This window comes from Roseinatronobacter bogoriensis DSM 18756, assembly GCF_004366635.1.
GTDB classification, from domain to species: domain Bacteria; phylum Pseudomonadota; class Alphaproteobacteria; order Rhodobacterales; family Rhodobacteraceae; genus Roseinatronobacter; species Roseinatronobacter bogoriensis.
Window position 1 is genome coordinate 721,169 of record NZ_SORN01000001.1, and the last position, 13,062, is coordinate 734,230.

The window sequence follows — 13,062 nt, forward strand, 5'->3', positions numbered from 1 at the left end:
GCAGGGGTTTGGCAAGCATAAAGCGCTACAGCTTATGCGGTGGATCGCCGTACCGCGGCCCGACGCTGCGCGGCTTTGCATCAGGCCTCGCTGTGTCTGTAAAATCCGGCTTTGCTGACTTCAAGGCTGCCACCTGCGCCGAAATCTGATCTTTCGCGGATCTGCCCAGCATAAAGCGCTACAGATTTATCGGTGGATCGCCGCATCGCGGCCCGGTTTTCTGCGGGGCCTGACTGACGACTGATGCGCAGGATCACCTGCGCTTGTTGTCACTTCGGAAATTTGGTGACACAATCTGCGGCCTGTGCGTATTTTGGCACAGGTCATTTCAACAACGGTATGCTCACATGACTATTCCTTCTCATGTCAAAGACATGCTGAATAGAATTCGGGCCCGTTTTTTCGACACCCCTTTGCATGAACGCATGCTCCCAAGCGATGCGGAGTTCACCACCCTGCGCCCTGTGCGCAAGGCCACGCGCGCCACTGTCGCGAAATACTGGGCGCGTCTGGCCACCACGACAGATGCGTCGGATCGTGATGCCATCGCCGACCCGCTGACACTGGCCATGCCAGAGCAGTTCAACGCCAATATCGAGAACTTCATTGGCACCGTGAAACTGCCTGTCGGGATCATTGGCCCCTTGCGGATCAACGGGTTGAATGCCCATGGCGATTTTCATGTGCCAATGGCCACGACCGAAGCGGCGCTGGTCGCGTCCTATGCGCGCGGCGCCTATGCGGCCACGAAATCGGGCGGGGTCAGCACGGCTATCCTGTATGAAGGGGTCATCCGCACACCGGCCTTTGTTTTGGAAAACCTGCTCAATGCGGGCCTGTTCGTTGAATGGGTCGTGTCACAGGTTGACCAGTTGAAGGCGGCAGCGGAATCCACCACCCGCCATGGCAAGCTGATTTCGGTCGAACCGGTGATCGACAATAACGTGGTGTTCCTGATCTGCCGCTACACGACCGGCGATGCGGCAGGCCAGAACATGGTGACAATCGCCACCAATGCCTTATGCGATGACATTGTGGCGCGCTGCCCTGTCGCGCTGAAGGCATGGTATATCGAGGGTAATTTTTCCGGAGATAAAAAAGCCTCGTTTCTGGGGCTGGTCACAGGGCGCGGGCGCAAGGTCAGCGCATCGGTCACGCTGAAGGCGGGCGTGGTGGAACGCAGCCTTGGTACAAGCGTTCAGGCCATGCTGGATTACGGGCAGGTGGCCAATCTTGGGGCGCATCTGTCGGGGCAATTGGGCGCGCAGGCACATTACGCCAATGGGCTGGCCGCGCTTTATCTTGCGACGGGTCAGGATGCCGCCTGCGTTGCCGAAAGTGCGATCGGCATCACCCGCATGGAGGCGCGCGGCCAAGACCTGTTTTGCAGTGTGACCATGCCCAATATCCTTGTCGGCTCAGTCGGTGGGGGCACATCGCTGCCCAGCCAGTCGGCGGGTCTGAACATTTTGGGGCTGAAAGGCGCAGGCCATGGCGCGGCGCTGGCCGAAGTGGTGGCGGCCACCTGCCTGTGCGGCGAAATCTCGATCGTGGCGGCGATTGCGGCGGGGCATTTTACCCGCGCGCATGAAAATCTGGCGCGGCACAGATGATACCTGCCGCGCTCTGGACCTATCAGAAAGAACGCTTCCCGCTGGTCAGGACCGTGCCCTTGCTGGCGGTGTTTTCTGCCGCGAGCATTAGCGTATCCGCCGAAATGGCAGGGCGGCCCCTGCCGGGCTGGGGGGCCTTTGCGGCAGGGTTTGCCGTGGCAATGCTGCTGTTTTTCCAGATGCGGGTTTGCGATGAATACAAGGATCTGGAAGATGACAAACGCTACCGCCCCGACCGCCCCATCCCGCGTGGGCTGATCTCGCTGCGCGCTGTGCTGTCGCTGGGGCTTGCCTCGCTGCCGCTTACCGCCTTCGCGGCATGGGCGTGGCACCCGCCGCTTATATGGCTGCTTGGGGGGGTGTGGCTGTGGCTGGCCGCCATGACGGCAGAATTCGGCGCGCCGGAATGGCTGAAGGCGCGGCCGGTGCTGTATCTGCTCAGCCATATGGCGATCATGCCGCTGATTGATTTGCTGCTGACGGCAATGGAATGGCTGCCCGCAGGCGGCCCGGCCTTTTGGCTCTGGTTGTTTCTGGCGCTGTCCTTTGTGAATGGTTGCGTGCTGGAAATCGGGCGCAAACTTTGGGCACCACAATCCGAGATTGCGGGCGTTGAAAGCTATTCCGGCCTGTGGGGGCCGAAAAAGGGCGCCTTGATCTGGGCTGCATGTGTCGCGCTGTCTTGGGGTTTGCTGGTCGGTGTGGGGGCGGCAACGGGTGTGGTCTGGGTCGCGGTGCTGCTGGGCGGTGCGGGGGCGCTGTGGTGCATCCGGGCAGCGGCGGCCTATGCGGCAGCGCCCACCATAGCGGCGCAGAAACGCCTTGATATGGCGGCAGGGCTTTGGGTCTTTGCCTGCTATGCGCTGGCGGGTTTTGCGCCGCTGATTGTAAGGATGTTCTGATGGTCATTGTCCTGCAGGATCAGGCGCGCGATGTCGCGGATGTCGGCGGCAAGGCTGCCGCCCTGTCTCGTTTGGCCGAGAACGGATTTGCGCCGCCTGCGTTTTTCGTCATCCGCGCCGAGGCGTTCGATACTGGCGCGCCGCTTGCGGGCTTCGCGGACGCGCTGGAGAAACTGGGCGCGGGGCCGTTTGCCGTGCGCAGTTCGGCGCGGCAGGAAGATGGCGCCGCCCACAGCCATGCCGGGCAGTTTGACACGCTGCTGAATGTGCCCGCCCGCGGGGTCGAAGTTGCGGCGCGACGGGTCTGGCAATCTGGCTTTTCCGAAACAGTGGCCACCTACCGCGCGCTGAAAGCCCAAACAGGGGCCGAGGGGCCAGCAGTGATTGTCCAGCGCATGATTGATGCGCGCGCCGCCGGTGTGGCGTTTTCCGCCGATCCCGTAACAGGGCGGCGTGATCGTGTGGTGGTGTCGGCCATTGCCGGACTGGGCGAGCGTCTGGTGTCCGGCGAAGCGGATGGCGAGGATTGGACAATCGGGGCCACGGCGCAATGTGCCACGGTGCCTGCCGTGCTGACGGTGGCGCAGGCCGAACAGATTGCCGCACTCGCCCGCCGTGCCGAGGATGTGTTTGGCGCGCCGCAGGATATTGAGTGGGCGATAGATGATGAAGGGCTGCATATCCTGCAATCGCGCCCCATCACCACACCGCTGTTGCCGCGCCCGAATGATGATACCGCGCTGACGATTTTCGACAATTCCAATATTGTCGAAAGCTATCCGGGCATGGTCAGCCCGCTGACCTATTCCTTTGCGGTGCATGTCTATGCCCGCGTCTATCGGGCCTTCGTGGCCTTGTTGGGCGTGCCGGACCATATAATCACCGCGAATTCTGCCGTGTTTGGCAATATGCTGGGCCGAGTGGACGGGCGGGTGTATTACAACCTTGTCAACTGGTACCGCGCGCTGGCGCTGTTGCCCGGGTTTTCGCTGAACAGGGCCTATATGGAAACGATGATGGGCGTGGACACGCCCATGCCCCCAGAGGTGACCGACAGCATTGGCCCACCACCGGCCAAGGGCGGCGCGCGCATTCTTGAATATGCCCGATTGGCGCGCGCGGGTGTCGGTTTGGTGTGGCAGGCGATTGTGCTGCCGCGCACGCGCCGCCGGTTCTATACGCGCCTGAATGCCGCGCTGGATGGCGGTGTTGATGTGGCGCGCGCCGGACCCACCGCGCTGGCGGCGGAATATCGCAAGATCGAAAGCACCTTGCTGGACCGTTGGGATGCGCCGCTGGTCAATGACTTCCTGTGCATGATTGCCTTCGGGGCCTCGCGCAATCTGTTGGAAAAATGGCTGGGGCCGCAGGGTTTGACCCTGCATAATGATGTGATGATCGGGCAGGGCGATATCATTTCGGCGGAACCCGCGCAGCGCATCATGAAAATGGGACAGATGGCGCGCGCGGCGGGGCTGGATGCGGGGCTGATCGCGGATGGCATGGCCAGCCTTGACGCCCATCCCGACCTGCGCCGAGAGGTGGAGAGCTATCTTGAAAAATTCGGGGACCGCTGCACCGAGGAGTTGAAACTCGAAAGCCTGACCTTGCGCGACGACCCGTCCAGCCTGCTTGCCGCGATTGTCGCCAGCGCGCAGCGCGGCGCGCAGGATACGCACAAGACCAAAGACCCCGATTGGCGCGCGCTGTTTGCCAACCCGTTCAAGCGCATGATCGCAAAGGGCCTGATTGCATGGACGAAAAACCGCGTGCGCGACCGCGAAAACCTGCGCTTTGAGCGCACGCGCATCTTCGGCCATGCGCGCCGCGTATTTCTGGCCCTTGGCCGCGAATTCGCCGCGCGCGGGCTGCTGGAGTCGCCGCGCGACGTGTTTCACCTGACCACATCTGAAGTGTTGGGCGCGGTCGAAGGGTTTGGCCTGTCGGGCGATCTGAAATCGCTGGTCAATTTGCGCAAGGCCGAAGATACCGCCGCCGCACAGCGCCCCGACCCGCCGGAACGTATTGAATTGCGTGGCCCTGCCATTGCGCCGATCTGGTCCGATGTGCCGGTGACGCAAGACCAATCCGCTCGGCGCAAGGCAACGGGCTGTTCGGCGGGGCGCGTGACCGCCGTGGCCCGCGTGATCCGCGACCCGCGCACGCAATCACTGGCCGCAGGCGAGATACTTGTGGCGCGTCATACCGATCCGGGCTGGATTGCCGTATTCTCGAACGCATCCGCCATCGTGGTGGAGCGCGGATCACTTTTGTCGCATTCGGCCATCGTGGCGCGCGAATTGGGCATTCCCTGCGTGGTCGGGCTGAAGGGGGCCACGCACTGGGTTGCTGATGGTGAAACCCTGACCGTGGACGGTGCAACCGGCGAGGTGGAGAGGCATATTGGCGAAGTCTGAGATTGAGGGGAAAGCCGCTTTTGACCACATCCGCTATGCCCAACTGTGGGAAGATGCGGATATCCTGACTGCGGCCCTGGGCGATTGCAGCGGGCAAACACTGGTGTCGATCTGCGCGGCGGGGGATAATGCGCTGGCCATGCTGCTGCTGGACCCTGCCAAGGTTGTGGTGGTCGATCTGTCGCCTGCACAGATCGCCTGCCTGAAGCTGCGCATCGCGGCCTATGCGACCCTGACCCATGCCGAATTTCTGGAACTGATGGGCGCGCGCCCGTCCGCGCGGCGCAAGGCGCTGCTGGCGCGTGTGGTGGCGGCGCTTGACCCTGAAACGCGGGCCTTCTGGACTGCGCTTGCCACAGATGTCGCGCGGTTCGGGGCGGGCGGGGTTGGCAAGTTTGAACGCTATTTCCGGATATTCCGGACGTGGTTTCTGCCCCTGGTGCACAGCCGCGCCACGCTTGACGCCATATTTGTGCCGCGCGACCGGCACGGGCGGCAGGCGTTCTTTGACACGCGGTTCAACACATGGCGCTGGCGGGCGCTGCTGAACGTCTTTTTCTCGCGCTTTGTGATGGGGCGCATGGGGCGGGACAAGGCGTTTTTCGACCATGTCGAGGGCAGCCCCGCGCAGCATGTGGCGCGGCGCATCCATCACGCAGCGGTGCAAACCGACCCGTCGGAAAACCCCTATCTGCACTGGATCATCACGGGCACGCATGGCGCGGCCCTGCCAATGGCGTGGCGCGCAGAGAATTATGACACGATCCGCGACCGCTGCGCCCGGATTGAAATCCGGCCCGGATCGTTGGAGGCGTTCATAAACACCGGCGAGTTGGCGCATGGATTCAACCTGTCGGATATTTTCGAATACATGTCCCCGCCCGTTTTCGCGCAGGTATATGAAAGCATTCTGGGGGCCGCCGCCCCAAATGCGCGGCTGGTCTACTGGAACATGATGGCCCCTCGCCGGGTGCCTGCGCACCTGTCCGCACGCGTGACGCGCTTGCGCGACTTGGAGGATGACTTGAAAGCGCGCGACAAGGCGTTTTTCTATTCCGATTTCGTGGTCGAGGAAGTTGTCGGGTGAGTGTCGCTGTGCAACTGGTCATTGCTTTAGGCTCGGTTGCCGCCCTTGTGGTGTTGATGGCGCTGGCGCGCCGCCTGCCATTCGGTGCCGAGGTGAAACGCAAGCTGGTGCATGTCGGCACTGGCATCTATGCGATGGGCTTGCCGTGGCTTTTCCCGGACCGCTGGCCCGTCTACATGATCCTTGCGCTGACACTGGTGATGATGGTCATCTTGCGCATGCCGCAAATTTCAGGACGGCTGGGCGAGGCGGTGCACAGTGTCGAGCGCCGGTCCTACGGGGATTTCCTGTTGGCCATATCCGTCGGGCTTTGTTTCTTTCTGGCCGACGGTGTGGCGCTGTTTTATGTGCTGCCCATCGCGGTGCTGACACTGGCCGATGCGGCGGCAGCACTGGCGGGAAGCGCCTATGGCACGCGGCGCTTCAAGGTGGAACAGGGGGTCAAAAGCGTCGAGGGCACAGTGGTGTTTTTTGTCATGACGCTTCTGGTGGCGCTGATTTGCCTGATGTTTCTGTCGGACCTGCCGCCCCTGAATATCCTGACACTTGCCCTGCTGGTCGCCGGTTTCGGCGCATTGGTCGAGGCCCAAAGCTGGCGGGGGTTCGACAACCTGTTCCTGCCGCTGGGATTGCTGGTTCTGCTGGAGGTTCACAGCAACAGCCACTTAAGTGATCTGGCCGTGATTGCCGTGCTGTTTGTTCTGGCCATCATTGCCGCGCGCGCAATCGGGCCGCGTTTCGGCCTGTCCACCCATGCCGCGCGGGTCTATGTCGTGGCGATATTTCTGATACTGGCCTCGGTCGATTTGCAAAACGCGATCCTGCCCGCGCTGGTGCTGGCAGCATACCCTTGGGCCAATGCCCGCACCCCTGCTGGTGATGATTTTGGTGATCTGGATATGGTGGCAGGGCTGGCGTTGTTCAGTTTCGGCTGGCTGGCGCTTGGCAATGCTGTCGGGTGGAACGCGGTCCAGTTCTATGGCCTGACCGCAATGGGGCTGGTGATGGGGCTGGGCACGCTGGCCTTGCGGCGCAGATTGGTCTGGGTGCCGGTGATCGCGGCGGCGCTGCTGGCCCTTCGCCAGATTGTAACCGCGCTGAACCCGCCGCACAGTTTATGGGCCGAACCGCTTCTGGTGCTGGCCTGCCTGTGCCTGGCGCTTAGCGCTGCGGTCAGTGCGGCCCTGCCTGATATGTTTTTCAGGCATCGGGTTTTGAAGCTGACGATATTATCCATGATCCTGCCGCTGGCCTATTATGCGCTTGCGGTCATGGATCAGGGGGCCACACCCCCACCAGCCGGAGGAAGCCTGTGACGATTGAGACACTGAAAACCGATGGCGCGTCCCTGACCCTTCATCTGAACGGGCCGGACTGGGACGGGGCGTGCGCCGCAACACTGGGCAATGTGTCGTTCAAGGCACCACAGACGGGGGCGGCGCTGCTGGAACAGGCACTGGCGCGGGTGCGTGAGGTGGGCATGGATCGGGTGTTGGGGCCAATGGCAGGCGACACATGGCACAGCTACCGCTTTGTCAGCGAAAGCGACGGCTCGCCCGCCTTTCTGATGGAACCGGCCAACCGCCCGCACGAGCCGCTGATCTTTGCCGATGCCGGATTCCAGCCTGTTGCGCGGTATTTTTCGGCGCGCATGTCCTTGGAAAACAACGATCCGGCGTCCTTGCCTGCGCCTGACGGTTTCACGGTCGAGGCATGGGACGGGCGCGACCCGGATGCCTTGTTCCGAGAGGTGTTTGCCCTGTCTTCACAGGCATTTGCAGGCAATGCGTTTTACATGCCCATAGCTGAAGCCGCGTTTCTGGACATGTATAAACCCGTCATCCCCCTGCTGAGGCGTGAGTTGATCTTTTTCGCGCGGCGGCCAGACGGGGCTTTGGCGGGGTTTTTATTCGCAATCCCGAATTATGCCGAAGGGCTGGACACGAAAACCGTGATCCTGAAGACCTATGCCAGTTTTGTGCCCGGTGCGGGGCGGCATATGGTGCATGCCTGCCATGTCGCCGCCCGCGCCTTGGGGTACCAGACAATGATTCATGCGCTGATCCATGACGACAACCGTTCTGCCGCGCGCAGCCGTCAGGAAGGTGGGCAGGTGTTTCGCCGCTATGAATTGCTTGGGCTGAAACTGGATGTCTGACCTGCTGCGCGACTTTGCCGCCGCTGTTGCGCGCCATCCCGACCGGGTGGCGCTGGTGGATGGCAAGGGGCGCGCGGTCACATATCACGAGTTGGACGCGCGCCGGATGCGGTTTGCAAGCGCGTGGCAGCGCAAGGGCATTGGTGCAGGCGACAGGGTTCTGCTGGCCATGACGGTGGATGCGGACCTTTATGCCGCGCTGGCCGCGCTCTGGACCATTGGCGCAATGGCTGTGCTGCCCGAACCGGCCATGGGGCTGGCCGGTTTGCGCCATGCCGCGCGCGCCACCAGACCGCGCGCCTTTTGCACCTCCGGCCTGTATGGCCTGCTGCGCTGGGTCTTGCCGGAATTATGGGGGTTGCGTCATCTGCGGCCCGAACAGCGCGCCGTGCCGCCCCCCGGTATGGTCCCTCCGGCGGGCAGGGATATCGCGCTTATTTCCTTCACATCGGGCACAACGGGGGCACCAAAGGCCATTGCGCGCAGCCATGATTTCCTTGCCGCGCAGCATAACGCCATTGAGCCACTGCTGCACAGCGCGCAGCCCGAACGCGATCTGGTCGCGTTTCCCGTCTTTGTGCTGATCAATATCGCCAGCGGGCAGACATCGGTTTTGCCCAACTGGAAAATGTCTCGCCTTGACCGGCTGAACCCTGCGCAACTGCGCGACTGGATGCAGCGAAACCGCGTCACCCGCGCCCTGATCCCCCCGTCCTTGTGCGAGATGTTGGTGCAGGCGGGCGGGAATGCGCCGCTGCATACGGTTTTTACCGGCGGTGGCCCTGTTTTCCCCGAACTGATTGACAGGATGCAGGCAGCGCGGCCTGATCTGGGTGTCTGCTGTGTCTATGGCTCGACCGAGGCGGAGCCGATTGCCCATCTGGACGCGACCGAGATAACAGGGGACGACCGTAAAGCGATGGACGAAGGGCAGGGGCTTCTGGTCGGGTATCCGGTTGCGGGAATTCGCCTGCGCATCGACAAGGACGAAATTCAGGTTGCCGGTGCACATGTGAACTGCGGCTATCTTGAACCCGCCCATGATGCTGAAAACAAGATCCGTGATGGCGCGACAGTCTGGCACCGCACGGGCGATGCGGGGCGTCTGGATGCGCAAGGCCGCCTGTGGCTGCTGGGGCGTATGGGCACGGATGTGAAAATCGGCGGTCGCATGCGCTATCCTTTCGCGGTCGAGGTCGCCGCGCGGCAATGGCCCGGTGTGCGCCAATGCGCCCTGATGGCGGCGCAAGATGCCGCCTGCCTTGTGATCGAAGGGGACAAGGCGCAGGCGGCAGTTTGGCAACGCCATGTCGCTGATCTGGGGATTGACCGTGTCTTGCATGTTCCGGCCATACCCATGGACAAGCGCCACCGATCAAAGATTGACCGCAAATCGCTGTGCGCATTGTTGAATTAATCAAGGCGGCGCGCTTTCCGCAGCGCCAAGGCCGTGGAAGGGATGAACCGCACGGGTGGCAAGCGGGACGGAGTGGTGCCTTTCGCGCGGCTTTTCTGGCTGATTGGCTGAGGCGTGGTCTCTCTCGCCCCGCACTAAACCATGTCCCGAATGGCTCAGGCAATCAGCGCCAGCGCTATCCCGCCCGGCAGCCGCCACGACAACCATGACCTAGCGCGGCGCCTTGCGCCTTGTTTCCGCGCAGTCAGAAATCGAGTAGGGGGATAGTCGTGCAAGACACATTTCATTACTGACGGGTCCGGTGTGGAAACTTGCGGCGATGGCGGGTGGGTTGCCGCATTTGTAACAACCAGGCCATTCGGTGTGCGCGTCCAGATCATTGTTGCGCATCTGACCGGGAAACCTGCTGCGCTGCCGACAAAGGGGTTGCGTGCGTTGCTGCAAATATGCAAGCCTATCGAAAATGCGACACATATAAGTCGCAAATGTTAGGGATGGTGTGTATGCCTAGATCAGATTTCTGGTCCGGCTTGGCTGTGGCCGGGTTTGGGCTTTTGGCCTTGTTTTGGATGATCCCGAATTACGCGGGGTCGAACCCGTTTGCGCGTATGCCGCCCGAACTGGTGCCTAGCATAGGGGCATGGCTGATGGTGGTGTGCGGCGGTATTGTCGCCATCAAGGGCCTTGCCCAGATGCTGCGCGCACGGATTTCTCCATTGACGGCTGATCTGCATTGGGGGGCTGTTGCTTGGGCCGCGTGGCCCTTTGCCTATGTGGCTGTCGCGATCTGGTTCATGTCCTTCATCAAGATCACATGGTTCGGCGCGTTCCTGATTGGCGGTATGCTTATCCTGCTGGGTGAACGGCGCTGGTGGATGATCCTTGGCTGTTCCATCGTCCCGGTGGTGCTTTTGTATGTTCTGTCGGTTTACATGATGCGCGTAGGGGTGGTGTAACACATGGATTTTTCCGCTGTCGGAGCTGCCGCCGCTGAAGCGCTAACCCTTGCATCCTTCATCGGCATCGGTGGCGGGGTGCTGTTGGGTTATATTGTCGGCGTCATTCCCGGCCTGTCGCGATCTGTGGCGATTTCCATTGCCATTCCGATGACCTTCTACATGTCGCCCTTTATCGCGATTTCGTTTCTGATCGGGTTGTCAAAGGGCACCGCTGCCGGTAGCGCAGTCTCTGCGATCCTGCTGAATGCGCCCGGCGAGGCGTCTTCTGCGGCGACCTCGCTTGATGGGTATCCGATGGCGAAACAGGGCAAGCCCAAGACGGCCCTTCAGGTGGGTCTGATCGCGTCGGTGCTGGGGGATATTCTGGCCACGATTATCCTGATTTTCGTGGCTATTCCCTTTGCCCGCGTTGCGCTGCTGTTCGGCCCTTATGAGATGGCCGCCATTCTGGCCTTTGCGCTGGTGTTTATCGCAGGCCTGTCGAGTGGCAATGTCTTCAAGGGGCTGGCCGCCGGGGGATTGGGGATATTTCTGGGCACAATCGGCCTTGATAACCAGACCGGCCTGCCGCGCCTGACATTCGGCTATACCGAGTTGATGGATGGCATGCCGCTGATTGCGGTCGCGATCGGGACATTGGCGCTGTCGGAAATGTTCGTGCAATCCGAGAAGCTGCGATATGATCGTGAAAACATGTCTGTTGCCCTGCAAAAAGACACCAGTGACCGCATTACCTGGCCCATCTTCAAGAAGATCGTGCCCACAATCCTGCGGGGCACAGGGGTCGGCACCTTTGTGGGCGCGCTGCCGGGGCTGGGGCCGTCGGTGGGCTCTTTCATGTCCTACGGCATGACCGTCAAAGCCGCGAAAGACCCTGAAAGTTTTGGCAAGGGCAACCCAAAGGGCATTGCGGCCGCAGAATCTGCTGATAACGCGGTGATCCCGGCGGCACTGATCCCGTTATTCGGGCTGGGTATTCCGGGCAATGTGTCGGCGGCACTGTTGATCGGGGCTTTTGCCATCCACGGTATAACCGTTGGTCCGCTGCTGCTGCGCGACAATCCTGAATTGCTGTATTCAATCTTTGCAGGCATGATTCTTGCGTCGCTGATCATGTTGGTGCTGGGCTGGTACGGGCTGATGTTCTTTGCCCAGATCACCCGCGTGCCACCGCATGTGGTCATACCTATCGTGATTTTCTTCTGTCTGGCCGGAATGATGCTGCAAGGCTATGGCACTTTTGGTCTGGTTATCCTGATGGGTTTTGCGCTGCTTGGCTATCTGATGAAGAAATATGACTACAGTTTTGTCACCTTTCTTGTGGCCTTCATCATCACCCCGATGCTGGAACTAAACCTGCGCCAGAGCATCATCCTGTCGCGCGGGAATTGGGAGATTCTACTGAACCGCCCGATTGCGTTGTTCTTCATCGCCTGCACGGCAATCGCGCTGATAACCCTGATCATTCGCACGTTCCGCACGGACAAGGCCGCAGCCGGTGCGCCAACGTCAGAATAGTTTTCAAGACGACTGCGCCTTGCGATGGCGCAAAATCACTTCTGGAAGGAACCGTTCATGAAAAAGACACTTGCCGCAATTTTGGGCGCAACCATGCTAAGCGCACCCATGGCGCTGGCTGATAGCTGGCAGCCCGAACGCCCGATGACCATGGTAATCGGCTTTGCCGCTGGCGGCTCTACCGATATTCAGGGCCGTGTTCTGGCGCGTAGCCTCGAAGAATATTTCGGCCAGCCGGTCAATGTGGTGAACCAGCCGGGCGGCGGCGGGGCCGTGGCGCTGACACGGTTTTTGAACGCAGAGCCCGACGGCCATACGTTCATGTTTGGCGTTATGCTTGGCCTGACCTTTTCGCCCATCGTGACGGAAACCGAATATGACATTGATGATTTCCGCTATGCGGGCACCCTTGTCGGGGGACAGTTTGGCGTGGTCGCGCGCGGTGATGCGCCCTACCAAAGCTTCGAGGACCTTGTCGCCTATGGCAAAGAGAACCCCATGACCTATGCGCAGCAACTGCCAATGGATCAGGCCATCATGCAGTTGATTGCCGATCAGGAGGGCATTGATCTGGCCATTGTGCCCACAGGTGGCGGCGGCGGTATGGCCCCGCTCTTGCTGGGGGGCGAGGTCGATTTTGCCTTTTCCGGCGGCACCCATGCCCAATACACCCCCACGGGCGAGATGAATGTGCTGGCCTTTCTGACGCGCGAGCGTTCGCCCTTCTATCCGGATGTGCCAACACTGGTCGAACTGGGCTACCCCTATGCCATGGATGACTTCCGGTCATTCTTTCTGCCGGGCGGCACCCCGGATGAAATCGTGCAGGCGTTTGAAGATGCTGCCCGCTTTGCGGTCGAGCATGAGCCATTCGTCGATGTTACGGTTGATAACACTTTGCACCCTATCGTCTTCATGGATGCAGAGGAAACTGAGGCCACGATCCGCGAAATTCGTGCCGCGAATGAAGATCTGATGGCCGATTGAAGAC

General features: G+C 61.2%; 10 protein-coding genes. All 10 read left to right on the top strand.

Annotation, left to right across the window (positions count from 1 at the left end; genetic code table 11):
* The first annotated feature begins 425 nt into the window (after nt 1-425).
* A complete protein-coding gene (locus EV660_RS03250; RefSeq protein ID WP_232727299.1) occupies nt 426-1,613 on the top strand; it encodes a hydroxymethylglutaryl-CoA reductase in 1,188 nt (395 codons plus the stop codon).
* Complete coding sequence (locus EV660_RS03255; RefSeq protein WP_071481416.1) at nt 1,610-2,515, top strand: UbiA family prenyltransferase; 906 nt, start codon at nt 1,610-1,612, stop codon at nt 2,513-2,515. The genes EV660_RS03250 and EV660_RS03255 overlap by 4 nt, the downstream gene beginning before the upstream one ends.
* The gene (locus tag EV660_RS03260; RefSeq protein ID WP_071481415.1) at nt 2,515-4,932 is read left to right on the top strand and encodes a PEP/pyruvate-binding domain-containing protein; all 2,418 of its coding nucleotides are present in this window, start codon (nt 2,515-2,517) and stop codon (nt 4,930-4,932) included. Before EV660_RS03255 ends, EV660_RS03260 begins: the two co-directional genes overlap by 1 nt.
* The gene (locus EV660_RS03265) at nt 4,919-6,019 is read left to right on the top strand and encodes a BtaA family protein (RefSeq protein WP_071481414.1); all 1,101 of its coding nucleotides are present in this window, start codon (nt 4,919-4,921) and stop codon (nt 6,017-6,019) included. Before EV660_RS03260 ends, EV660_RS03265 begins: the two co-directional genes overlap by 14 nt.
* On the top strand, nt 6,016-7,335 hold the full coding sequence (locus EV660_RS03270; RefSeq protein WP_071481413.1) for a hypothetical protein: 1,320 nt from the start codon (nt 6,016-6,018) through the stop codon (nt 7,333-7,335). Before EV660_RS03265 ends, EV660_RS03270 begins: the two co-directional genes overlap by 4 nt.
* Nucleotides 7,332-8,177 carry a GNAT family N-acetyltransferase gene (locus tag EV660_RS03275; protein WP_071481412.1) on the top strand — a complete coding sequence of 282 codons (846 nt, stop codon included), beginning with the start codon at nt 7,332-7,334 and terminating at the stop codon, nt 8,175-8,177. Before EV660_RS03270 ends, EV660_RS03275 begins: the two co-directional genes overlap by 4 nt.
* Nucleotides 8,170-9,594, top strand: a complete 1,425-nt coding sequence (locus tag EV660_RS03280; RefSeq protein ID WP_071481411.1) for an AMP-binding protein — start codon at nt 8,170-8,172, stop codon at nt 9,592-9,594. Before EV660_RS03275 ends, EV660_RS03280 begins: the two co-directional genes overlap by 8 nt.
* Nucleotides 9,595-10,097: 503 nt before the next feature.
* On the top strand, nt 10,098-10,550 hold the full coding sequence (locus EV660_RS03285; protein ID WP_134013846.1) for a hypothetical protein: 453 nt from the start codon (nt 10,098-10,100) through the stop codon (nt 10,548-10,550).
* A 3-nt stretch (nt 10,551-10,553) separates the two neighbouring features.
* Entirely contained in the window at nt 10,554-12,071 is a 1,518-nt protein-coding gene (locus EV660_RS03290) for a tripartite tricarboxylate transporter permease (RefSeq protein WP_071481408.1), read from the top strand.
* A 57-nt stretch (nt 12,072-12,128) separates the two neighbouring features.
* Nucleotides 12,129-13,058 (top strand): tripartite tricarboxylate transporter substrate binding protein, encoded by a 930-nt coding sequence (locus EV660_RS03295; RefSeq protein WP_071482259.1) that lies wholly within the window; start codon nt 12,129-12,131, stop codon nt 13,056-13,058.
* Nucleotides 13,059-13,062 lie beyond the last annotated feature (4 nt).